This is a genomic window from Sphaerotilus sulfidivorans (assembly GCF_013426975.1).
GTDB classification, from domain to species: Bacteria; Pseudomonadota; Gammaproteobacteria; order Burkholderiales; family Burkholderiaceae_C; genus Sphaerotilus; species Sphaerotilus sulfidivorans.
Window position 1 is genome coordinate 74,117 of record NZ_JACCPY010000004.1, and the last position, 20,915, is coordinate 95,031.

The 20,915-nt window shown below is 71.2% G+C and carries 21 protein-coding genes; 15 read left to right on the forward strand and 6 right to left on the reverse strand.

What is annotated here, in order from left to right; genetic code table 11:
- The first annotated feature begins 4 nt into the window (after nucleotides 1-4).
- Nucleotides 5-1,102, forward strand: coding sequence for a GGDEF domain-containing protein (locus HZU84_RS03640; RefSeq protein WP_149502356.1), 1,098 nt, complete (start codon nucleotides 5-7; stop codon nucleotides 1,100-1,102).
- Nucleotides 1,103-1,134: 32 nt separating this feature from the next.
- Here HZU84_RS03640 and HZU84_RS03645 read toward each other — a convergent pair whose 3' ends face one another.
- Nucleotides 1,135-2,634 carry a cryptochrome/photolyase family protein gene (locus tag HZU84_RS03645; protein WP_149502357.1) on the reverse strand — a complete coding sequence of 500 codons (1,500 nt, stop codon included), beginning with the start codon at nucleotides 2,632-2,634 and terminating at the stop codon, nucleotides 1,135-1,137.
- Between the two features lie 34 nt (nucleotides 2,635-2,668).
- Here HZU84_RS03645 and HZU84_RS03650 point away from each other — a divergent pair, with 34 nt between their 5' ends.
- From HZU84_RS03650 to HZU84_RS03690, 9 genes are read left to right on the forward strand one after another with little or no spacing between them, the layout of a single operon-like run.
- Entirely contained in the window at nucleotides 2,669-3,250 is a 582-nt protein-coding gene (locus HZU84_RS03650; protein WP_037477396.1) for a YqgE/AlgH family protein, read from the forward strand.
- Nucleotides 3,247-3,717 (forward strand): Holliday junction resolvase RuvX, encoded by a 471-nt coding sequence (gene ruvX / locus HZU84_RS03655; protein ID WP_149502358.1) that lies wholly within the window; start codon nucleotides 3,247-3,249, stop codon nucleotides 3,715-3,717. Before HZU84_RS03650 ends, ruvX begins: the two co-directional genes overlap by 4 nt.
- 4 nt (nucleotides 3,718-3,721) lie before the next feature.
- Complete coding sequence (pyrR, locus tag HZU84_RS03660) at nucleotides 3,722-4,231, forward strand: bifunctional pyr operon transcriptional regulator/uracil phosphoribosyltransferase PyrR (RefSeq protein ID WP_149502359.1); 510 nt, start codon at nucleotides 3,722-3,724, stop codon at nucleotides 4,229-4,231.
- Nucleotides 4,231-5,193 carry an aspartate carbamoyltransferase catalytic subunit gene (locus HZU84_RS03665; RefSeq protein WP_149502360.1) on the forward strand — a complete coding sequence of 321 codons (963 nt, stop codon included), beginning with the start codon at nucleotides 4,231-4,233 and terminating at the stop codon, nucleotides 5,191-5,193. The genes pyrR and HZU84_RS03665 overlap by 1 nt, the downstream gene beginning before the upstream one ends.
- Nucleotides 5,190-6,482, forward strand: coding sequence for a dihydroorotase (locus tag HZU84_RS03670; RefSeq protein WP_149502361.1), 1,293 nt, complete (start codon nucleotides 5,190-5,192; stop codon nucleotides 6,480-6,482). Before HZU84_RS03665 ends, HZU84_RS03670 begins: the two co-directional genes overlap by 4 nt.
- 14 nt (nucleotides 6,483-6,496) lie before the next feature.
- Nucleotides 6,497-7,255: a lysophospholipid acyltransferase family protein gene (locus tag HZU84_RS03675; RefSeq protein ID WP_149502362.1), complete on the forward strand. Its 759-nt coding sequence runs from the start codon at nucleotides 6,497-6,499 to the stop codon at nucleotides 7,253-7,255.
- Nucleotides 7,256-7,312: 57 nt separating this feature from the next.
- The gene (locus HZU84_RS03680; RefSeq protein ID WP_149502363.1) at nucleotides 7,313-7,636 is read left to right on the forward strand and encodes a DUF1840 domain-containing protein; all 324 of its coding nucleotides are present in this window, start codon (nucleotides 7,313-7,315) and stop codon (nucleotides 7,634-7,636) included.
- Between the two features lie 50 nt (nucleotides 7,637-7,686).
- A complete protein-coding gene (locus HZU84_RS03685; RefSeq protein WP_149502364.1) occupies nucleotides 7,687-8,322 on the forward strand; it encodes a YbhB/YbcL family Raf kinase inhibitor-like protein in 636 nt (211 codons plus the stop codon).
- 11 nt (nucleotides 8,323-8,333) lie between these two features.
- A complete protein-coding gene (locus tag HZU84_RS03690) occupies nucleotides 8,334-9,011 on the forward strand; it encodes a histidine phosphatase family protein (RefSeq protein WP_149502365.1) in 678 nt (225 codons plus the stop codon).
- 6 nt (nucleotides 9,012-9,017) lie between these two features.
- On the opposite strand, the gene ruvB is transcribed toward HZU84_RS03690, so the two are convergent.
- From ruvB to HZU84_RS20895, 4 genes are all read right to left on the reverse strand, one after another.
- A complete protein-coding gene (ruvB, locus tag HZU84_RS03695; RefSeq protein ID WP_149502366.1) occupies nucleotides 9,018-10,097 on the reverse strand; it encodes a Holliday junction branch migration DNA helicase RuvB in 1,080 nt (359 codons plus the stop codon).
- Nucleotides 10,098-10,156: 59 nt separating this feature from the next.
- Nucleotides 10,157-10,735, reverse strand: coding sequence for a Holliday junction branch migration protein RuvA (ruvA, locus tag HZU84_RS03700; protein WP_149502367.1), 579 nt, complete (start codon nucleotides 10,733-10,735; stop codon nucleotides 10,157-10,159).
- Nucleotides 10,736-10,757: 22 nt separating this feature from the next.
- The gene (locus HZU84_RS03705) at nucleotides 10,758-11,429 is read right to left on the reverse strand and encodes a response regulator (RefSeq protein WP_149502368.1); all 672 of its coding nucleotides are present in this window, start codon (nucleotides 11,427-11,429) and stop codon (nucleotides 10,758-10,760) included.
- A gap of 160 nt (nucleotides 11,430-11,589) precedes the next feature.
- Nucleotides 11,590-13,650: a sensor histidine kinase gene (locus HZU84_RS20895; protein ID WP_180692779.1), complete on the reverse strand. Its 2,061-nt coding sequence runs from the start codon at nucleotides 13,648-13,650 to the stop codon at nucleotides 11,590-11,592.
- A 121-nt stretch (nucleotides 13,651-13,771) separates the two neighbouring features.
- Between HZU84_RS20895 and HZU84_RS03715 the strand changes: the two genes are divergently transcribed.
- The 5 genes from HZU84_RS03715 to HZU84_RS03735 all read left to right on the forward strand — a co-directional run bounded on the left by HZU84_RS03715 (nucleotide 13,772) and on the right by HZU84_RS03735 (nucleotide 19,532).
- Complete coding sequence (locus tag HZU84_RS03715; protein WP_149502370.1) at nucleotides 13,772-14,779, forward strand: PhoH family protein; 1,008 nt, start codon at nucleotides 13,772-13,774, stop codon at nucleotides 14,777-14,779.
- 52 nt (nucleotides 14,780-14,831) lie between these two features.
- Nucleotides 14,832-15,293, forward strand: coding sequence for an rRNA maturation RNase YbeY (gene ybeY, locus HZU84_RS03720; protein WP_149502371.1), 462 nt, complete (start codon nucleotides 14,832-14,834; stop codon nucleotides 15,291-15,293).
- Nucleotides 15,290-17,404 (forward strand): prolyl oligopeptidase family serine peptidase, encoded by a 2,115-nt coding sequence (locus HZU84_RS03725; RefSeq protein WP_149502372.1) that lies wholly within the window; start codon nucleotides 15,290-15,292, stop codon nucleotides 17,402-17,404. The genes ybeY and HZU84_RS03725 overlap by 4 nt, the downstream gene beginning before the upstream one ends.
- Before the next feature lie 11 nt (nucleotides 17,405-17,415).
- Nucleotides 17,416-19,119 carry an ABC1 kinase family protein gene (locus HZU84_RS03730; RefSeq protein ID WP_149502373.1) on the forward strand — a complete coding sequence of 568 codons (1,704 nt, stop codon included), beginning with the start codon at nucleotides 17,416-17,418 and terminating at the stop codon, nucleotides 19,117-19,119.
- Between the two features lie 149 nt (nucleotides 19,120-19,268).
- Nucleotides 19,269-19,532: a hypothetical protein gene (locus HZU84_RS03735; RefSeq protein WP_149502374.1), complete on the forward strand. Its 264-nt coding sequence runs from the start codon at nucleotides 19,269-19,271 to the stop codon at nucleotides 19,530-19,532.
- Nucleotides 19,533-19,667: 135 nt separating this feature from the next.
- On the opposite strand, the gene HZU84_RS03740 is transcribed toward HZU84_RS03735, so the two are convergent.
- Nucleotides 19,668-20,849 (reverse strand): acetyl-CoA C-acyltransferase family protein, encoded by a 1,182-nt coding sequence (locus HZU84_RS03740; protein WP_149502375.1) that lies wholly within the window; start codon nucleotides 20,847-20,849, stop codon nucleotides 19,668-19,670.
- Nucleotides 20,850-20,915: the final 66 nt, after the last annotated feature.

The following is a 20,915-nucleotide window of genomic DNA, read 5'->3' on the forward strand; positions in this document are numbered from 1 at the left end:
CCAGATGTCCCAGAACCCACCTAGCCGGTGTGCACCGTCCATCGCGGCACCGCTGGATCTGCTGATCGAGATGACCTGCACCCGCGAGCGGGTCATGATCGACTCGGCCCTGCTGGCTGCGCTGTCCGACACCGACGGGGTGCAGGAGGTGCGGCTGTGGCGCCTGATCGGCGAGGCCGACGGTCCGCGCTTCTGGATCCTGTGCGGCCTCCAGCGTGCCGGCCGCGAGCCGCCGATCGTGGCCGACCAACTGCCCGACGACGAGCGCGATCCGCTGGTGCTCTCCAGCCTGCCCTCGCACTGGCAGTGCTTCGAGCGGGCCGAGGTGACGACGACCGTGCAGGGCGAACGGCATCTGCTGCTGCTGCCGATGGCCGGCGACCTGCACACCGCCGGCGTGCTCGAGGTCTGCTCCTCGCGGCCGGTCAGCGACTCGGTGCGCACGCTGCTGGCCTGCGTGCTGCGGGTGCATGGCAACTACATGTCGCTGCTCGACTACAGCGAGCGCGACACGCTCACCGGCCTGCTCAACCGCAAGAGCTTCGACTCCACCTTCCTGCAGGCGACGGTGGTCGACGCGCACCGGCTCTATTCGGTGCACGATGTGGCCGCCACCGCGACGGCCGTGCCCGAGCGCCGCCAGGACGGCCCGCGGCGCTACTGGCTCGGTGTCATCGACATCGACCATTTCAAGCAGATCAACGATCGCTTCGGTCATCTGGTCGGCGACGAGGCGCTGACGGTGCTGGCCCGGCTGATGCGCTCGACCTTCCGCTATGACGACCGCCTCTACCGCTTCGGTGGCGAGGAATTCGTCGTGCTGCTGTCGGCGCCCGACGAGGACAGCGCCCGCGCCGCCTTCGAGCGTTTCCGCCATGCGGTGGAGAGCCACTACTTCATCGGCATCGGCCGCTCGACGGTCAGCATCGGCTTCAGCGACGTGCGTGCCGGCGACACCCCGCAGGCCTGCTTCGACCGGGCCGACAAGGCGGTCTACTACGGCAAGACCCACGGCCGCAACCAGGTCTGCTCGCAGCTCGCGCTGGTGGCGGCCGGCGAGCTCGAGGACAACATGAAGTTCGGCTCGGTCGAGCTGTTCTGAGTCTGGCCTGAGCCTGGCCGCGCCGCCGCGGCTCAGCGCCGCGCCGCGACCTTCTTCACCGCCTCGAAGCGCGCCAGCGTGCGTGCCCGCGCCTCGTCATGGTCGACGACCGGCTGCGGATAGGTCCTGCCCAGCTCCACGCCTGCCGCCAGCCGCTCCATCGGCCTGGCCTGCCAGGGCGCGTGGATCGCGTCGTCGTCCAGCCCGGCCAGCTCCGGCACGTAGCGGCGGATGAAGCGCCCCTCCGCATCGAACTTCCGGCTCTGCGTCATCGGGTTGAAGATGCGGAAGTAGGGCTGCGCATCGCAGCCGGTGGACGCCGCCCACTGCCAGCCGCCGTTGTTGGCGGCCAGGTCGAAGTCGTTCAGGTGCAGCGCGAACCAGGCCTCGCCGCGGCGCCAGTCCAGCCCCAGATGCTTGGTCAGGAAGCTGGCGGCGATCATGCGCAGCCGGTTGTGCATGTAGCCGGTCTGCGCGAGCTGGCGCATCGCCGCATCGACGATCGGATAGCCGGTCTGTCCGGCGCACCAGGCCTCGAAGAGCGCATCGGCCGCCTTGCCGTGCTCCCAGCGGATCGCGTCGTACTCCGGCTTGAAGCAGTGGCCGACGACACGCGGATGGTGGTGCAGGATCTGGAAGTAGAAGTCGCGCCAGATCAGCTCCGACAGCCAGACCTCGGCGCCGCGCGAGCCGGCCGTCACCCGCTCGTGCGCCAGCCGCGCGAGCTGGCGGATCGACACCGTGCCGAAGCGCAGGTGCACGCTCAGGTAGCTCGGGCCCTTGATGGCCGGGAAGTCGCGGCTGCTGTCGTAGCGGTCGATGCGCTCGAGAAAGTCCAGCAGCAGGTGCTCGCCGCCCGAAGCGCCCGGATGCAGCCGCGCGGCCATGTCGGTGGGCGCGAAGCCGAGCGCCTCCAGCGTCGGGATGCCGAGGTCGAAGTCGGTCGGCACCGGGGCGAGATGGCGCGCGTGGCGCTCGACCGGATAGGCCTTCAGGTAGAAGCCGCCGCCCTCGGCCAGCTTCTTCAGCCAGGCGTTGCGGTAGGGCGTGAAGACTGAGAAGGGCGTGCCGGCGGCGGTCAGCACCTCGTCGGTCTCGAAGATCGTCTGGTCCTTCCAGCTGAGGAAGGAGATGCCGGCGTCGGCCAGCGCGCCGCGCACCTTCGCGTCGCGCGCGATCGCGGCGGGCTCGTGGTCACGCGCGACATGCACGGCCTGCACATGCAGCGCCTTCGCCAGCCGCGGGATCTCCTCGCGCGGGTCGCCCTGGCGCACGATCAGGCCGCCGCCGAGCGCGCGCAGCCGCCGGTCGAGCTCGTGCAGCGCGTGCCAGATGAACTCGACGCGGCGGTCGGCCTGGGGCAGCCCGGTCAGGATCGTGGTGTCGAGAATGAAGACGCACCAGACCTGGCGGGCCTGGCGCAGCGCGCGGTGCAGCGCGGCATGGTCGTCGGCGCGCAGGTCGCGGCGCAGCCAGACCAGCGCCCGGTCGACCGGATCGAGCGTGGGGGAGGGGGGCAGTCGCGTGGGCATCTGCGCAGTGTGCGTGATCGCTACAATCCGCGCCATGTCCGGCCTTGGCAGCATCAACCTCACCAACCAGTTCCTGATCGCCATGCCCGGCATGGCCGACGATCATTTCGCCGGCTCGGTCGTCTACCTGTGCGAGCACACCGAGCGCGGCGCGCTCGGACTGGTCATCAACAAGCCGATCGACATCACGATCGCCAATCTGTTCGAGCGCGTCGAGATGGCGCTGGACCGCGAGGACCTGGCCGCCGTGCCGGTGCATTTCGGCGGCCCGGTGCAGACCGAGCGCGGCTTCGTGCTGCACGATCGCCCGGCCGACGATGCGGCGGCCTACGCCTCCTCGCTGCTGGTGCCCGGCGGCCTGGCGATGACCACCAGCCGTGATGTGCTCGAGGCGCTGTCGGGCGGCAACGGCCCGCGCCGGGTGCTGATCACGCTGGGCTATGCCGGCTGGGGCGCCGGTCAGCTCGAGGACGAGCTGTCGCGCAACGGCTGGCTGACCGTCGATGCCGATCCGGCCATCATCTTCGACACGCCGGCCGAGCAGCGCTACCAGCGCGCGCTGTCGCTGCTGGGCATCGACCCGGCCTTCCTGGCTCAGGAGGCGGGTCACGCATGAGCCAGCCGCGATCGCCCGAGACCTATCTGGCCTTCGACTACGGCCTGCGCCGGACCGGGGTGGCCAGCGGCAGCCGCACGCTGGGCCGCGGCTCGCCGCTCAGGACCATCGCCGCCGAGGGCCAGGCCCGCTTCGCGCCGATCGAGGCGCTGATCCGCGAATGGCGCCCCGATGCGCTGGTCGTCGGCGTGCCGCGCCACCCGGACGGCGCCGACCACGAGAACACCCGCCGTGCCCAGCGCTTCGCGCGCCAGCTGCAGGGCCGCTTCGGCCTGCCGGTGTTCGAGGTCGACGAGCGCTACAGCACCACCGAGGTGCTGGCCGCCGGTGCGCGCGATGCCGATGCCGCCGCTGCGGCCCTGCTGCTGACGCAGCACCTCGACGAGCTCGACCGCGCTGCGCGGGCTGCCACGCTGGCGCGGCTGCAAGAACAAGACCCCGAAGAAACGAACCCACCGAAGGATTGACCCCATGAGTCTGCATCTCGATGCCGAGGCGCTCTATGGCGAACTGCTGGCCGGCGTGCGCGGGCTGCTCGAGCCCGACGCCGTCCTGGTCGGCGTGTGGTCCGGCGGCGCCTGGCTGGCCGAGCGGCTGCAGCGCGATCTCGGCCTGGCCCTGCCGCACGGCGTCATCTCCAGCACGCTGCACCGCGACGACTTCAGCTCGCGCGGCCTGGGCTCGACCACCGACGCGACGAACCTGCCGTTCAGCGTCGACGGCCGCCCGATCGTGCTGATCGACGACGTGCTCTACACCGGCCGCACGACGCGTGCGGTCATCAACGAGCTGTTCGACTTCGGCCGGCCGTCCTCGGTCCGGCTCGCCGTGCTGGTCGACCGGGGCGGGCGCCAGCTGCCGATCCAGGCCGCCTTCGCCGCCGCGCGCATCGCGCTGCCGGCCACCCAGCAGATCGCGCTCGACCGCGACGAGACCGGCCGCTTCCGCTTCACGGTCCGCGACACCCAGGAGACCCGCTGATGCTCTCGCGCCGCAATCCCCAGCTCAACAAGCACGGCGAGCTGATCCATCTGCTGTCGATCGAGGGCCTGCCCCGGGCGGTGCTCACGCACATTCTCGACACCGCCAGCACCTTCCTGGCGGTCAACGACCGCGAGGTCAAGAAGGTGCCGCTGCTGCGCGGCAAGTCGGTGTTCAACCTGTTCTTCGAGAACTCGACCCGCACCCGCACCACCTTCGAGATCGCCGCCAAGCGCCTGTCGGCGGACGTGATCAACCTCGACATCGCCAAGTCCAGCGCGTCGAAGGGCGAGAGCCTGCTCGACACCATCGCCAACCTGTCGGCGATGCATGCCGACATGTTCGTGGTGCGCCACAGCGAGTCGGGCGCGCCCTACCTGATCGCGCAGCACTGCGCCCCGCATGTCCACGTCGTCAACGCCGGCGACGGCCGCCACGCGCACCCCACGCAGGGGCTGCTCGACATGTACACGATCCGCCACTACAAGAAGGACTTCACCAAGCTGCGGGTGGCGATCGTCGGCGACATCGTGCACAGCCGCGTCGCGCGCTCGGACATCCATGCGCTGACCACGCTGGGCGTGCCCGAGATCCGCGCGGTGGGCCCGAAGACGCTGGTGCCGGGCAATCTGGCCGAGATGGGCGTGCAGGTCCACCACGACATGGCCGAGGGCATCCGCGATGCCGACGTCATCATCATGCTGCGCCTGCAGAACGAGCGCATGAGCGGCGCGATGCTGCCCAGCGCCGGCGAGTACTTCAAGAGCTACGGCCTGACCGAGGAGAAGCTCGCGCTGGCCGCGCCCGACTGCATCGTGATGCACCCGGGCCCGATCAACCGCGGCGTCGAGATCGACTCGGCGGTGGCCGACGGCCGGCACAGCGTGATCCTGCCGCAGGTGACGTTTGGCATCGCGGTGCGCATGGCGGTGATGTCGATCATCGCGGGGAACGAAGCATGAAGATCCTGATCCAGAACGGTCGCGTCGTCGATCCGGCCTCGGGCCGCGACGAGATCGCCGATGTGGCGATCGCCGCCGGCCGCATCGTCGCCATCGGCGCGGTGCCGACCGACTTCCAGCCCAGCCGCACCCTCGACGCACGCGGCTGCGTCGTCGCGCCCGGCCTGGTCGACCTGGCTGCCCGGCTGCGCGAGCGCGGCATGCTCGAGAGCGAGCTCAACGCCGCGGCCGCCGGCGGCGTGACCAGCCTGGTCTGCCCGCCCGACACCGATCCGGCGCTCGACGAGCCCGGCCTGGTCGAGATGCTGAAGTTCCGCGCCCGCAAGCTCTCGCTGTGCCGGCTGTTCCCGCTGGGCGCGCTGACCCGCGGCCTGAAGGGCGAGGCGCTGACCGAGATGGCCGAGCTGACGGCCGCCGGCTGCGTCGGCTTCTCGCAGGCCGAATCGGCGATCAAGGACACCCTGGTGCTGCAGCGCGCGATGATGTACGCGTCCTCGCACAACCTGTCGCTGTGGCTGCGTCCGGTCGATCCGTGGCTGGGCAAGGGCGTGGCCGCCAGCGGCGCGGTGGCCACCCGGCTGGGCCTGTCGGGCGTTCCGGTGGCCTCCGAGACCATCTCGCTGCACACCCTCTTCGAGCTGATGCGCGCCACCGGCGTGCGGGTGCATCTGTGCCGTCTGTCGAGCGCCGCCGGCGTCGAGCTGGTGCGCCAGGCCAAGGCCGAGGGCCTGCCGGTCACCGCGGATGTCAGCATCAACTCGCTGCACCTGACCGATGTCGACATCGGCTACTTCAACCCGGCGATGCGCCTGACGCCGCCGCTGCGCCAGGGCCGCGACCGCGACGCGCTGCGAGCCGGTCTGGCCGACGGCACGATCGACGCGCTGGTCTCCGACCACACGCCGGTCGAGGGCGATGCCAAGACGCTGCCCTTCGGCGAGGCCGAGCCGGGCGCGACCGGCCTGGAGCTGCTGCTCAGCCTGGCGCTGAAGTGGGGCCAGGACCAGGAGCTGTCGCTGGCGCAGACGCTGGCGCGCGTCACCTCGGATCCGGTGCGGGTTCTGGGCGATGCGCTGGGCTCGCTGGCCTCGAGCGCCGGCCGGCTGGTCGAGGGCGGCGTGGCCGATGTCTGCGTCTTCGATCCCGACGAGACCTGGCCGGTCACGCCCGATGTGCTGCACAGCCAGGGCAAGCACACCCCGTTCGCCTTCGCCGACACCGGCATGGCGCTGCCGGGCCGGGTGCGCGCGACGCTGGTCGCCGGCACCATCGCGCACGAGCTGCGCTGAGGCCGGGCCGCGGCGTGCTGCGCAGTCTCAGGGCGATCTGGCGCCTCGGCCGGGTGCTGGTGCACATCCTGCACGGCGTCTGGGTCGCCTGGCGGGAGTTCGACGGCGCCAGCGCCGCGCACCGCTGCGCCCGCATCCAGTGGTGGTCGGCGAAGCTGCTGGCGCTGCTGGGCCTGCGGCTGCGGCCGGACGGGCGCTTCGCGCCGGGCGCGCACCTGATCGCCGCCAACCATGTCTCCTGGCTGGACATCACCGCGGTGCATGCGGTCTGCCCGCAGGCGCGCTTCGTCTCGAAGGCCGATGTGAAGGCCTGGCCGGTGCTGGGCTGGCTGATCGCGGCCGCCGGCACGATCTTCATCGAGCGCGAGAGCAAGCGCGACGCGCTGCGGGTGGTGCACCAGTCGGCCGAGGCGCTGGCCGCCGGCGACACGGTGGCCTTCTTCCCCGAGGGCACCACCTCCGACGGCCATCATCTGCTGCCCTTTCACGCCAATCTGCTGCAGGCGGCGGTCACCGCGGGCGTGCCGGTGCAGCCGCTGGCGCTGCGCTTCTCCGAGCCCGGCCACCCGGTCAGCCCGGCGGCGGCCTACATCGGCGACACCACGCTGCTGCAGAGCCTGTGGCGCATCGCCTCGGCCGACGTGATCGAGGTGCGCATCGGCATCCTGGCGCCGATCGCGTCGGCCGGCCTGGATCGCCGCGCGCTGTCGCTGCTGCTGCGCGCGCGCATCGCCGCCGCGCTCGGCATCGTGTCCGACACGCCGCCGGCCTGAGTCTCGGGCAGAATCGACCGGATCCGGCAACGACGAACCGTTCGAGAAAGCCCGACCATGCTCTACAAGTTCCGCTCCAAGGCCTCCGGCGACGTGATCATGACCTCCGAGGTCGGCGACCGGCTGATGCGCCTGATCGGTCGCGAGCCGGCGCCGCAGGGCATCTTCCAGCCGGCGCAGATGCCCGATCTGATCGGCCAGCTGGAGTCGGCCGTGCGCGACGAGGAGGAGGCGCGCCGTCGCGCCGAGGCCGAGGCCGCCGCCGAGGGCCGCACGCTGCCGGCCCCGAAGGGCGTGAGCCTGCGCCAGCGCGTCTGGCCGCTGATCGACATGATGCGGCGCTGCGCCGCCGCCGAGGAAGACATCGTCTGGGGCGTCTGAGCGCGCCCCTCGCTCCCCGCGTCCCCGAACCCGCAAGGAAGACCGCTCCCATGCAACTCCGCAGCGACAGCCTGACCGACGGCGCCGCCATTCCCGCCCGCCTCGCCGCCGGCCGCCCCGACGAGGCCAGCATCGTCACCTTCTCCGACAACCTCAGCCCGCACCTGGCCTGGAGCGATCTGCCGGCCGGCACGAAGAGCCTGGCGTTGATCTGCCACGACCCGGACGTGCCCAGCCGCGGCGACGATGTCAACCAGACCGACCGCGAGGTGCCGGCCGAGCTGCCGCGCGTCGACTTCTTCCACTGGGTGATGGTCGACCTGCCGCCCACGCTGGCGCAGCTGGGCGAGGGCGAGTTCAGCCAGGGCTTCACCGCCCGCGGCAAGGCCGGCCCCGAGACGCTGCACGGCGCGCGCCACGGCCTGAACGACTACACCGGCTGGTTCGCCGGCAACCCCGACATGTCGGGTTCGTACTTCGGCTACGACGGCCCCTTCCCGCCGTTCAACGACAGCCTGGTGCACCACTATGTCTTCACGCTGTTTGCGCTGGACCTGGAACGCTGCCCGGTCGAGGGCGCCTTCACCGGCGCGCAGGTGCGCGAGGCGATCGCCGGCCATGTGCTCGGCCAGGCCTCGATCACCGGCAGCTACACGCTGAACCGACGCCTCGGCGCCGGCGCCTGAGGGGGCGCGGCATGGGCCACGGCACCCGCATTCTCGCGATCCGTCACGGCGAGACCGCCTGGAACGTCGACACCCGCATCCAGGGCCAGCTCGACATTCCGCTCAACGACACCGGCCGCTGGCAGGCCGGGCGGGTCGCCGAGGCGCTCGCCGGCGAGGACATCGCGGCGATCTACGCCTCCGACCTGGTCCGTGCCGCCGATACCGCCGCGGCCATCTCGCTGCGCACCGGCCTGCCGGTCATTCACGACCAGGGCCTGCGCGAGCGGCGCTTCGGCCTGTTCCAGGGCCGCACCGTCGCGGAGATCGAGGCGATCCACCCGGACCTGGTCCGGCGCTGGAAGTCGCGTGAGCCCGACTTCGAGCCCGAGGGCGCCGAGTCGCTGCGCGTCTTCTACCAGCGCTCGGTCGATGCCGCCCAGCGCCTGGCGGCGGCTCACCCCGGCGAGACGGTGGTGCTGGTGGCGCACGGCGGCGTGCTCGACTGCCTGTACCGCGCCGCCTGCGGCATGCCCATCGAGGCGCCGCGCACCTGGCAGCTCGGCAACGCCAGCATCAACCGCCTGCTGTTCACCGGCGAGCGGCTGACCATGATCGGCTGGGGCGACATCCAGCACCTCGAAGGCGACGCCCTCGAGGAAAGCAGCGATGGCGGCCGCAGCCTCACGCCGGCGCACAGCCTGTCCTGAGCGCGGTCACGCGCCGTCTCCGAACAGGTCGGGGCCGCCGCTGACCAGGCCGGCGCGCTGCGGCGGCGTCACGCCCAGGTGGCGCCAGGCCGCCAGCGTGGCCACCCGGCCGCGCGGGGTGCGCTGCAGATAGCCCTGCTGGATCAGGTAGGGCTCGATCACGTCCTCGATCGTGCCGGCGTCCTCGCCGATCGCGGCGGCGACGTTCTCGAGCCCGACCGGACCGCCGTCGAAGCGGTGCACCACCGCTTCCAGGAACTTGCGGTCCATCAGGTCGAAGCCGACCGGATCGACATCGAGCATCGTCAGCGCGCGGTCGGCCACCGTCTTGACGATGCAGCCGTCGCCCTTGACCTCGGCATAGTCGCGCACCCGGCGCAGCAGCCGGTTGGCGATGCGCGGCGTGCCGCGCGAGCGCCGCGCCAGCTCCATCGCGCCTTCGGCGTCGATCGGCGCGCCCAGCAGTCCGGCCGAGCGGGTGACGATCCGGGAGAGTTCCTCGGGCGTGTAGAACTCCAGCCGCGCGATGATGCCGAAGCGGTCGCGCAAGGGGTTGGTCAGCATGCCCGCACGCGTGGTCGCGCCCACCAGCGTGAAGGGCTGCAGGTCGAGCTTGATCGAGCGCGCCGCCGGGCCCTCGCCGATCATGATGTCGATCTGGTAGTCCTCCAGCGCTGGGTAGAGGATTTCCTCGACGACAGGGCTCAGGCGGTGGATCTCGTCGATGAAGAGCACGTCGTTCTTCTCGAGGCTGGTCAGGATCGCGGCCAGGTCCTTGGGCTTCTCGAGCACGGGGCCGCTGGTCTGGCGCAGGTTCACGCCCAGCTCGGCGGCGACGATGTGGCTCAGCGTCGTCTTGCCCAGTCCCGGCGGGCCGAACAGCAGCACATGGTCGAGCGCCTCGCGGCGCTTCCTGGCCGCGCCGATGAAGATCTCGAGCTGCTCGCGCGCCCGCGTCTGGCCGATGTACTCGCCCAGCAGCTTCGGGCGCAGCGCGCGTTCCAGGGCTTCTTCCTGGGGCGTGCCTGCAGCGGCGCTGACGATGCGTTTCGGGGGGGCGGCGAAGTCGTCGGTCTGGATGGCCATGCGCGGAATTGTCCGTCAAAGCCGGCCGACGACCGGCCGGAAACCGTGCGAAGGACTGTCTATTTCACCAGTGATTTCAGCGCCGCGCGAATGCCGTCGCTGACGCCGATGTCGGCGGGCAGCGCCTTGATCGCGGCGGCCGCGTCCTTGTCGCTGTAGCCCAGCGCGACCAGCGCCTGCACGATGTCGGCCTGGGCGTCGCTGGTGACGACCGAGCCGGCGGGCACGCCCAGGTCGGGCGCGAGCTTGCCCTTGAGCTCGAGCAGCAGGCGCTCGGCGGTCTTCTTGCCGATGCCGGGCACCTTGACCAGGCGGCCGGGTTGCTGCTGGCTCACCGCCTGCGCCAGTTCCTGCGCGCTCATGCCCGACAGCACCGCCAGCGCGATGCGCGGGCCCACGCCGCTGATGCGGATGAGCTGGCGGAAGGTCTCGCGCTCTTCCAGCGTCAGGAAGCCGTAGAGCAGCTGCGCGTCCTCGCGCACCACCATGTGGGTGTGCAGCGTGACGCGCTCGCCCAGGTGCGGCAGGCTGCAGAAGGTGCTCATCGGCACGTCGACCTCGTAGCCGACGCCGCCGACATCCATGAGCACGAGCGGCGGGGATTTTTCCGCCAGGGTTCCGGTGAGTCGTCCGATCATGGGACGCGATTATGCGAGCGCCTCAGCGCCGGAACAGGCCCAGGCGCTGAGCCTCCAGCGCCGCTTCGGCGCGCGAGCTCACGTTGAGCTTGCGGTAGATCTGCTTCACATAGTCGGCGATGGTGTGGCGGGACAGGCCGAGCTGCACGCCGATCTCCGGCAGCGTGAAGCCCTTGGCCACCCGCAGCAGCACCTCGCGCTCGCGCTCGGTGAGCTGCACGTTGGGCATCAGCGAGTCCTGGGTCTGCTGCGGCTGCAGCGCCGGGCGGTTCGCCTGCGCCGAGAAATAGGAGATCATCCGGCGCGCGATCGACGGCGACAGCGGCGGCTCGCCCTGGCTGATGCGCTGCAGATGCTCCATCAGCTGCTCGCGCGGCTGCTCCTTGAGCAGATAGCCGTAGGCGCCGGCCTGCAAGGCCGGGAAGAGGTGATCGTCGTCGTCGTGGATGGTGACCACCACCGACTGCGCGTCGGGCTGGGCCTCGCGCAGCGCCTGCACCACCTTGACGCCGGAGCCGTCGGGCAGGCCCAGATCGATCATCGCCAGGTCGAAGCGGTGCGCGCCGACCTGCTGCAGCGCGTCATGCACCCGTGCGGATTCCACCACCGTCGAGCCGGGAAACACCTGCACCACCAGGGCGCGCAGCCAGGCACGGATTTCGGGAAGGTCTTCGAGCAGCAGGATCGTTTTCATCGTCTTTTCCTCGGGAACGTTCGGCCGGATGCGAGTGTGGACCCGGCCGGGCCGACTGGAGCCCCACGGCGGATCTGGTTACGAAAATGACCGGATTTCGTGAAAGATCACTGGCGTTGCCAGGGCATTGGTACTTCGTGGTTCACGTGATTCACGCCGGTCACAGCGGCAGCGTCAGCCGGATCGTCGTGCCGTAGCCGGGGCCGGATTCCACCAGGCACTGGCCCTGGAGCTGCTTGGCGCGGCCCTTCATCGTCGACATGCCGTGGCCGCGGTCGAGCTTGCCGTCGAGCTCCATCGGAATGCCACGGCCGTTGTCGGAAATGGTCAGCTCGAAGTCGTTGATGTCCATGCGCATCGAGATCTCGCAGTGGGTCGCGCCGCTGTGCTTGAGCACATTGCTGACCGCCTCGCGCAGGATGCGGGTGGTCTGCACATAGGCGCGTGCGCTCATCGCGCGCTCGCTCATCAGCAGGTCGTCGGGCGTGTTCCAGTTGAGCTCCACGCCGCCCTGGCTCAGGCGCATCATGACCTCGCTGCGCCAGTCGCCGATGGCGTCGCCGAGCTGCACCGCGCGGCCGGTCAGGCCGCGCACCGACAGCCGCATCTCCTCGAGCGCCTCGCGCGCCAGCGTGGCGATGCGCTCGCTCTCGCTGGTGTGCACGATGGTCAGCAGCTTGGCGCCGAGGTCGTCGTGCAGGTCGGCGGCGATGCGCTTGCGCTCCTTGGCGGTGACCTGCTCGACGCGCATCTCGGCCATGTGGCTGTAGTTGCGCTCCATGTCGCTGGTGATCTCCTCGACCCGGCGCTCGGCGGCCAGCCGGCCGGCCTCGGCCGCACCGACCGCCGCCTGCATCTGCTGCAGCATGCGCAGCACCATGCCGGCGAACATCACCACCGCGCCGATGCTGATCGCACGCACGCCGGGCAGCAGGATCTCGTCGGCCACCATCATCCGCTCGAAGGCCGCGCCCACCAGCGTCATGCCCAGCGCGATGCCGACGACGCGGAAGTCGGCCGGCGAGCGCGCCCAGGCCCGGTGCAGGAACACGCCCAGCGCCACCAGCACCTCGAGCGAGAGGATCACCATCCACGGCTGGGTGATGGTGCTGATGCGGTCGGGCGCGGCGATCAGCAGGCTCAGCGGCACCACGATGCTCTGCAGCGCCACCGACAGCTCGATCCAGCGCACCTGGATGCCGCTGTAGCGCATCAGCGAGAGGATCGCCGCCACCGCGATCGGCGGCATCAGCGCGCCGGTCAGCCATTCGTAGGCGGGCACCGACAGCGGCAGGTGGGCGCCGGTCAGCAGCGCGCACAGCATCGCCCAGCCCAGGCATGCGGCGCCGAAGTAGCCGAGATAGGGCAGGCGGCTGAGCGCGGCCAGCAGCAGCGCGGCGGTGCCCACCGCCCCGACCAGCATCGCCAGCGCCTGGGTGATGCCGGTGTGCAGGGTCTGCAGGCGGCGCTGCATGCCCTCGAGCTGATGCATCGGGCCGATGCGCACCGGCGACAGGTAGCCGGCATGCTCGCTGACCGCCACCTGCGAGCGCACCTGCGCGGCCAGGATGATGTCGAGCTGGTTGTCGGCCGGACGCAGCATCGCCGGCGGCAGCGCCACCAGCACCGGGTCGAGGCATTCGTTGGGGCGCGGCACGTCGAGCCGCCCCCGCACCGCCAGGCGCCAGCCGTTGAGCCGGATCTCGTGCGCGCCGCACAGGCGTTCGATGTACAGGCCCGCCATGCCTGCCAGCCCGGCCGAGCCTGCGGCGGACGGGGCGCGCGTCGGCAGATCGAAGCGGACCCGGTAGCCCAGCGGCGCCGACAGCCGCGGCGAATGATCCCAGGCGTGCGGCAGGGTGATCAGCCGGGGGGCGCCGGCCTGCGGCCGCTCCGGCGTGGGCATCGCCATCAGCGTCGCGCTGCGGATGACGGTCATGTCGTCCTGGCTGCCGCGGCTGCCGAGCTCGACCAGCCACAGGCCGCCGACGATCAGCGCCAGCACCAGCAGGCCCCAGCGCGCCGGGTGCAGCGCCGCCAGCAGCGAGCCGCCGCTCAGGCGCTCGATGCGCTGGCGCAGCGAGGGCCGGACGGCGCCGCCCGCGTCGGGCATCGCAGGCTCGTGCAAGGAGCCTGGCGCGGCGGACTCGGGCGGCGTGTCGGTCGCCTGCGAGGCATGGATCGTCGGGACGTCGGCGGCCGGAACGGGAGGCGGGGTCACGGAAATGTGAAATCCGGAAGAGGTGGCGGGCGGGCGCCCGATTCTGCCGGACCGCCCCGGATGCCGGCGCGCGGCGACAATCGTGGCTCCGGCCCCGTGCCTCATAGTTCACACTCGACCCGTGATCCTGCGCCACGCCTTCATTCCCCACGACAACCAGCGCCTCGCCCATGTCTGCGGCGCGCTGGACGAGCATCTGCGCACGATCGAGGCGGCCTTCGATGTCAGCATCCGCCGGCGCAACGAGTCCTTCCGCATCGAGGGCGCACGCCGCGCCGCCGAGCGCGCGGTCGCGGTGCTGCAGCAGCTGCACGAGCGTGCCACCGCGCCGATCGAGCCGGCCGAGCTGCAGCTGCTGCTGGTGCAGGCACTGCATGACGAGGGCCCGGCGCTGCGGGTGGTGCAGGCCGGCGAGACGGTGATCGAGCCGGCCGGCGAGGAGCCCGAGATCGTGCTGAAGACGCGCCGCGCCGAGCTGGCCGGGCGCACCCGCAACCAGGTCGCCTACCTGCGCAACATCCTCGGCCACGACATCACCTTCGGCCTGGGGCCGGCGGGCACCGGCAAGACCTTCCTGGCGGTGGCCTGCGCGGTCGATGCGCTCGAGCGCGGCAGCGTGCAGCGCATCATCCTGACCCGCCCGGCGGTGGAAGCCGGCGAGCGCCTGGGCTTCCTGCCCGGCGATCTGGCGCAGAAGGTCGACCCGTATCTGCGCCCGCTCTACGACGCGCTCTACGACCTGATGGGCATGGAGCGGGTGGCCAAGGCCTTCGAGAAGGGCCAGATCGAGATCGCGCCGCTGGCCTTCATGCGCGGGCGCACGCTCAACCATGCCTTCGTCATCCTCGACGAGGCGCAGAACACCACGCCGGAGCAGATGAAGATGTTCCTGACCCGCATCGGCTTCGGCAGCCGCGCGGTGGTCACCGGCGACACCACGCAGGTCGATCTGCCCAAGGGCCAGAAGAGCGGCCTGGTCGACGCCGCGCAGGTGCTGCGCCAGGTGCGCGGTATCGCGATGACCCGCTTCACCGCCGCCGACGTGGTGCGCCATCCGCTGGTGGCGCGCATCGTCGAGGCCTACGATGCGGCGCGGCCGCGCCCGGTGGGCGAGCGGCCCGAGGCCTGAGTAACCGTCCTTCGATCCGCTCTTCGATCCGATCCCGAGAAAGTCCCCTCCCATGCCCGCTGCCCGCCCCGAACTGAGCCTGTCGCTGCAATTCGCCGATCCGCGCCACCGCGCGCTGCTGCCGCGCCACAAGGTCGCGCGCTTCATCCGCGCCGCGCTCGAGCTGCCCGGCGAGATCACCGTGCGCATCGTCGGCGCCGAGGAGGGCCGGACGCTCAACCGCGAGTACCGCCAGAAGGACTACGCGACCAATGTGCTGACCTTCGACTACGCCGACGAGCCGGTGGTGATGGCCGATCTGGTGCTGTGCGCGCCGGTGGTCGAGGCCGAGGCCGCCGCCAACGGCAAGGAGTTGCTGGCCCACTACGCGCACCTGCTGGTGCACGGCACGCTGCACGCCCAGGGCTACGACCACGAGGACAGCGAGGAGGAGGCCGAGGCGATGGAGCAGCGCGAGCGCGAGGTGATGGCCGCGCTGGGCTTCGCCGATCCGTACGCGGAAGGTGCGGCATGAGCGCCGTCGACCGCCCCGAGGGCGAGGCCCCGGACCTCTGGCTGGAAGAGGTGCATGGCGAGGCCGCGCTGGCCTGGGTGCGCGAGCACAACGCCCGCACCGAGGGCGAGCTGTGCGCGCGTGCCGACTACGCCGAGTTCCGCCCGCGCCTGAAGGCGCTGATGGACGCGCGCGAGCGCATTCCCTATGTCAGCCGCATCGGCCACGACTTCTACAACTTCTGGCAGGACGCCGAGCATCCGCGCGGCCTGTGGCGCCGCACGACGCTGGCGAGCTACCGCCTGGCCGAGCCGGTCTGGGAGACGGTGCTCGACCTGGACGCGCTGGCCGCGGCCGAAGGCGAGAACTGGGTCTGGCACGGCGCGGACGTCTGCACGCCGGCGCGTGACGCCGAGGGCCGCCCGGTCTGGCGCCGTTGCCTGATCGACCTGTCGCGCGGCGGCGCCGATGCGACCGTGGTGCGCGAGTTCGACCTGGTCGAGCGCCGCTTCATCGCGGCCGGCGAAGGCGGCTTCACGCTGTCCGAGGCCAAGAGCAGCGCCAGCTGGATCGACGCCGACACGCTGGCGGTCGGCACCGACTTCGGGCCGGGCTCGATGACCGATTCGGGCTATCCGCGCGTCATCAAGGCCTGGCGCCGCGGCACGCCGCTGGCGGACGCGCCGACGATCCACGAGGGCGAGGCGAGCGACGTCTCGGCCTGGGTCAGCATCGACGACACGCCCGGCTTCGAGCGTGTGATCCACGGCCGCTCGATCGATTTCTACACCACCGCGATGTGGCTGGTCGGGCCGGACGGCAGTCGCCGCGAGATCTCCAAGCCGGCCGACGCCAGCCTGGGCTTTCACGAGCGCTGGGCGGTGATGGAGCTGCGCAGCGACTTCGTGCTGGCCGACGGCACGCGCCATCCGGCCGGCTCGCTGCTGGTGGCCGAGGCCGACGCGCTGATGGCGCAGGGCTGCGAGGCGGTGCGCTGGACCGCGCTGTTCACGCCGACGCCCACCTGCTCGCTGGGCGGCAGCGCCTGGACCCGCGGCCATGTGCTGCTGAACCTGCTCGACCAGGTCGCCAACCGGGTCGAGGAGCTGCATTTCGATGCCGCCACCGGCGGCTGGATGCGCCGCGCGGTGGCGCTGCCGGGTCCGGGCACGCTGGGGATCGGCGCGCTGCACGAGCCGCATCTGCCTGACGATCCGCTGGCCGAGCACTACTGGGTCACCTATGCCGACTTCCTGACGCCGGACTCGCTGATGCTGGCCGAGACCGGCCGCGACGCGCCCGAGGTGCTCAAGCAGCGCCCGCGCTATTTCGACGCCGCCGGGCTGGTGGCCGAGCAGCGCTTCGCCACCAGCGCCGACGGCACGCGCGTGCCGTACTTCGTCGTGCGCCCGAAGGACGCGCCGATGGACGGCAGCACGCCGACGCTGCTCTACGGCTACGGCGGCTTCGAGGTGTCGATGCAGCCCTGGTACTCGGGCGGCTTCGGCCTGGCCTGGTACGAGCGCGGCGGCGCGCTGGCGGTGGCCAACATCCGCGGCGGCGGCGAGTTCGGCCCGGCCTGGCATCAGGCGGCGGTCGGCGAGCACAAGCCCCGCAGCCACGAGGACTTCATCGCGGTGGCCGAGGATCTGGTCGCCAGCGGCCTGAGTTCGCCGGCGCGGCTGGGCATCATGGGCGGCAGCAACGGCGGCCTGCTGGTGGGCGCGGCGATGACGCGCCGGCCGGACCTGTTCGGCGCGGTGGTCTGCCAGGTGCCGCTGCTCGACATGCTGCGCTACCACCGGCTGCTGGCGGGTGCATCGTGGATGGCCGAGTACGGCGACCCCGACCAGCCCGAGCAGCGCGCCTGGATCGAGCGCTACAGCCCCTACCAGGCGCTGCGCGAGGGCGTGAGCTACCCGCGCGCGCTCTTCACCACCTCGACCCGCGACGACCGGGTGCATCCGGGCCACGCGCGGCGCATGGTCGCCCGGCTCGAGGCGCTCGGCCAGCCGGTGCTGTACTACGAGAACATCGAGGGCGGCCACGGCGGCGCGGCCGACAATGCCCAGCGTGCGCACCTGCAGGCGCTGGAGTTCGCCTACCTCTGGTCGCGCCTCGGCGGCCGCTGATCGCCACGCCCATGGCATTTCCCTCCCTGACGGCAGCCCGCGATCTCGGCCGGCTGCAGGAGATCGCGGCGGTCTTCATTCGCCACGGCCTGGGCGATCTGGTGCGCCGGCTCGGCTGGGCCGATCGGCTGGCCCGCGCCGGCCATGTGCTGCGCATGGACCATGCCGCCGACCTGGCGCGGCTGGATCCGCCGGTGCAGCTGCGCATGGCGCTCGAGGATCTGGGGCCGACCTTCGTCAAGCTCGGCCAGATCCTGGCCGGCCGCGCCGACCTGTTCGGTCCGGCCTGGATCGCCGAACTCGAAAAGCTGCACAGCCAGGCGCCGACGGTGCCGATCGAGGTGGTGCGCGCCCAGCTCGCCGAGGACCTGGGCGCGCCGCCCGAGGAGGTCTTCGCCCGCTTCGATGCCGAGCCGCTGGCGGCGGCCTCGATCGCGCAGGTGCACGGCGCGCAGCTGCACGACGGCACCGAGGTCATCGTCAAGGTGCGCCGGCCCGGCATCCGCCCGGTCATCGAGGCCGATCTGCGCCTGCTCGAGCGCCTGGCGCAGCTGGCCGAGGACGAGTGGCCCGACCTGCGCCCCTACCAGCCGGCCGGCCTGGTGCGCCAGCTCGGGCGCTCGCTGCGCCGCGAGCTGGACCTGCAGAGCGAGTGCCACAACGCCGAGCGTGTCGCCGCCCATTTCGCCGGGCGCGAGCACATCGTCATCCCGACCGTCTACTGGGACTGGACCGGCGAGCGGGTCAATGTGCAGCAGCGCATCGACGGCATTCCCGGCCATGAGCTGGCGCGGGTGGACGCCGCCGGGCTCGACCGCATGCTGCTGGCGCAGCGCGGCGCGCAGGCGGTGCTGAAGATGATCATCGAGGACGGCTTCTTCCACGCCGATCCGCATCCGGGCAATGTCTTCTACCTGCCGGGCAACCGGCTGGCCTTCATCGATTTCGGCATGATGGGCCGGCTCAGCGATGCGCGCCGTGACCAGCTGCTGTCGCTGATGCTCGGCCTGGTGCAGCGCGATCCCCAGGCGGTGGTCGAGGTGCTGATGGAGTGGACCGAGGATGCCGGCCACACCGACATGGAGGCGCTGCAGCAGGATGTGGTCGCCTTCGTCGACCAGTACCGCGGCACCGCGCTGGCCAAGCTCAGCCTGGGCGGGATGATGAACGATGTCACCACCATCCTGCGCGAGTACCGGCTGGCGCTGCCGGCCGATCTGGCGCTGCTGGTCAAGACCTTCATCACGCTGGAGGGGCTGGGGCGCTCGCTGGCGCCCGACTTCCACATGGCCACCGAGGCCGAGCCGCTGCTGGAGGCGGCGGTGCGGGCGCGCTACTCGCCCCGGGTGCTGGCCGAGCGGGGCTGGACCTCGGCGGTGCACGGCCTGCGCCTGCTCGGGCGCCTGCCGCGCGAGGTCGCGCGCATGCTGCGCCAGACCAAGCGCACCGGCGTGCAGGTGCATGTCGAGGTGCGCCATCTCGAACGGGTGGTCGACCAGCTCGACCGTGCGGTCAGCCGGCTGACGGTGGCGATGGTGGTGGCCGCGCTGATCGTCGGCTCGTCCATCGTCATGACCGTGCGGGGCGGGCCGATGCTGTTCGGGCTGCCGGCCTTCGGGCTGCTGGGGTTCCTGATCGCCGGCATCGGCGGCATCTGGCTGGCCTGGTCGGTGCTGCGCAGCGGCCGGGCCGCGCGGGTGGCGCATCGGGACTGACGCGGGATTGATGTACCTGCCTCGTAACCGAAAAGGATTTTCATAGACCAAGTCAACAGGATGGTCTTTTGTGGCTCCTCTTGATCAGGAACCTGGGGTTTACCCTAAACTCCTGCCATCAACCAAGGGTTTTCCCTAAGGAGTTTGTGATGGCCCAGATCCTTGTTCCCGTTCAGTCGCAGGCTTTTGCTGCCGCCCAGGCACCGCTGGTCCGTCTGGTCGGCTGGCTGGTCGATCAGTGGCAGGCCGCGATGAAGGCCGCCCAGAGCAGCCTGCAGCCGCGCGAGCCGCGCACTGCCGAAGAGCTGATCGAGTGGGCCGGCCGCTATGAGGCCACCCAGCCTTCGTATGCCGCCGACCTGCGTGCCGCCGCGATGCGCGCCCAGCAGATCACCGGCAGCCGCTCCATCTGACGCTGACGCTAACGCAGGCGCAAAAAAGGCCGGTCGTCGCCGACCGGCCTGTGAACGACCTCTGAATCGAGGCACGCATGAAAGAGGTGGACGGTGCCGGCCGGATGCGGCCTCACCGTCCCGGGCGTCTGCCGATCAGCAGCGCTCGAAGATCGCCGCGATGCCCTGGCCGCCGCCGATGCACATCGTCACCAGCGCGTAGCGGCCGCCGGTGCGCTGCAGCTCGTAGACCGCCTTGGTGGTGATGATCGCGCCGGTGGCGCCGATCGGGTGGCCCAGCGAGATGCCCGAGCCGTTCGGGTTGACCTTGGCCGGATCCAGGCCCAGTTCCTTGTTGACCGCGCAGGCCTGGGCGGCGAAGGCCTCGTTGGCCTCGATCACGTCCATGTCGGCGACCGTCAGGCCGGCGCGCTCGAGCGCCTTGCGCGAGGCCGAGACCGGGCCGATGCCCATGATGGTGGGCTCGACGCCGGTGTGGGCGTAGGAGACCAGGCGGGCCAGCGGACGCAGGCCGTGGCCCTTGACCGCCTCGCCGCTGGCCAGCATGACCGCGGCGGCGGCGTCGTTGATGCCCGAGGCGTTGCCGGCGGTGACCGCGCCGTCCTTCTTGAAGGCCGGGCGCATCTTGGCCAGGCTCTCGGCGGTGGTGTCGGCCTTGATGTGCTCGTCGGTCACGAAGCTGATCGTGCCCTTGCGGCTGGCGATCTCCACCGGAACGATCTGCTCGGTGAAGTAGCCGGCGGCGGTGGCGGCGGCGGCGCGGCGGTGGCTCTCGGCCGCGGCCTCGTCCATCTGCTGGCGGCTGATGCCGAACTGCTCGCCGACGTTCTCGGCGGTGATGCCCATGTGGATCTTGTGGAAGGGATCGTGCAGCGCGCCGACCATCAGGTCGACCAGCTGCGCGTCGCCCATGCGGGTGCCCCAGCGCGCGCCGGGCATCAGGTAGGCGCCGCGGCTCATGTTCTCGGCACCGGCGCCGATCGCCACTTCGCAGTCGCCCAGCAGGATGGCCTGCGAGGCCGAGATGATGGCCTGCAGGCCCGAACCGCACAGGCGGTTGACGTTGAAGGCCGGGGTCTCCTTGGGCAGGCCGGCGTTGACCGCGGCGACGCGGCTCAGGTAGCAGTCGCGCGGCTCGGTGGTGACGACCGTGCCCATCGCGAGGTGACCGACGGCGTCGGCCGGCGCGCCCGAGCGGGCCAGGGCTGCCTTGACGGCGGTGGTGGCCAGATCGGCCAGAGGAACGTCCTTCAGCGTGCCTCCGAACGTGCCGATCGCGGTGCGTGCGGCGCTGACGACAAAGACTTCACGTGCCATGGCTGTCTTCCTCCGGAAAAATCGGTGTGCGGGGTTGCCACAGTACTTGTCCTCCTCTACAGCGAA

What these genes read in the sequence shown, in the direction of transcription:
- HZU84_RS03650 (WP_037477396.1), top strand. Translation starts at nt 2,669, where the DNA reads ATGTCCGGCCTTGGCAGCATCAACCTCACCAACCAGTTCCTGATCGCC.
- HZU84_RS03680 (WP_149502363.1), top strand. Translation starts at nt 7,313, where the DNA reads ATGCTCTACAAGTTCCGCTCCAAGGCCTCCGGCGACGTGATCATGACC.
- HZU84_RS03645 (WP_149502357.1), bottom strand. Translation starts at nt 2,634, where the DNA reads ATGCCCACGCGACTGCCCCCCTCCCCCACGCTCGATCCGGTCGACCGG.
- HZU84_RS03735 (WP_149502374.1), top strand. Translation starts at nt 19,269, where the DNA reads ATGGCCCAGATCCTTGTTCCCGTTCAGTCGCAGGCTTTTGCTGCCGCC.
- HZU84_RS03690 (WP_149502365.1), top strand. Translation starts at nt 8,334, where the DNA reads ATGGGCCACGGCACCCGCATTCTCGCGATCCGTCACGGCGAGACCGCC.
- HZU84_RS03670 (WP_149502361.1), top strand. Translation starts at nt 5,190, where the DNA reads ATGAAGATCCTGATCCAGAACGGTCGCGTCGTCGATCCGGCCTCGGGC.
- HZU84_RS03725 (WP_149502372.1), top strand. Translation starts at nt 15,290, where the DNA reads ATGAGCGCCGTCGACCGCCCCGAGGGCGAGGCCCCGGACCTCTGGCTG.
- ruvX (WP_149502358.1), top strand. Translation starts at nt 3,247, where the DNA reads ATGAGCCAGCCGCGATCGCCCGAGACCTATCTGGCCTTCGACTACGGC.
- HZU84_RS03730 (WP_149502373.1), top strand. Translation starts at nt 17,416, where the DNA reads ATGGCATTTCCCTCCCTGACGGCAGCCCGCGATCTCGGCCGGCTGCAG.
- HZU84_RS03640 (WP_149502356.1), top strand. Translation starts at nt 5, where the DNA reads ATGTCCCAGAACCCACCTAGCCGGTGTGCACCGTCCATCGCGGCACCG.
- ruvA (WP_149502367.1), bottom strand. Translation starts at nt 10,735, where the DNA reads ATGATCGGACGACTCACCGGAACCCTGGCGGAAAAATCCCCGCCGCTC.
- HZU84_RS03740 (WP_149502375.1), bottom strand. Translation starts at nt 20,849, where the DNA reads ATGGCACGTGAAGTCTTTGTCGTCAGCGCCGCACGCACCGCGATCGGC.
- ruvB (WP_149502366.1), bottom strand. Translation starts at nt 10,097, where the DNA reads ATGGCCATCCAGACCGACGACTTCGCCGCCCCCCCGAAACGCATCGTC.
- ybeY (WP_149502371.1), top strand. Translation starts at nt 14,832, where the DNA reads ATGCCCGCTGCCCGCCCCGAACTGAGCCTGTCGCTGCAATTCGCCGAT.
- HZU84_RS03665 (WP_149502360.1), top strand. Translation starts at nt 4,231, where the DNA reads ATGCTCTCGCGCCGCAATCCCCAGCTCAACAAGCACGGCGAGCTGATC.
- pyrR (WP_149502359.1), top strand. Translation starts at nt 3,722, where the DNA reads ATGAGTCTGCATCTCGATGCCGAGGCGCTCTATGGCGAACTGCTGGCC.
- HZU84_RS03705 (WP_149502368.1), bottom strand. Translation starts at nt 11,429, where the DNA reads ATGAAAACGATCCTGCTGCTCGAAGACCTTCCCGAAATCCGTGCCTGG.
- HZU84_RS03685 (WP_149502364.1), top strand. Translation starts at nt 7,687, where the DNA reads ATGCAACTCCGCAGCGACAGCCTGACCGACGGCGCCGCCATTCCCGCC.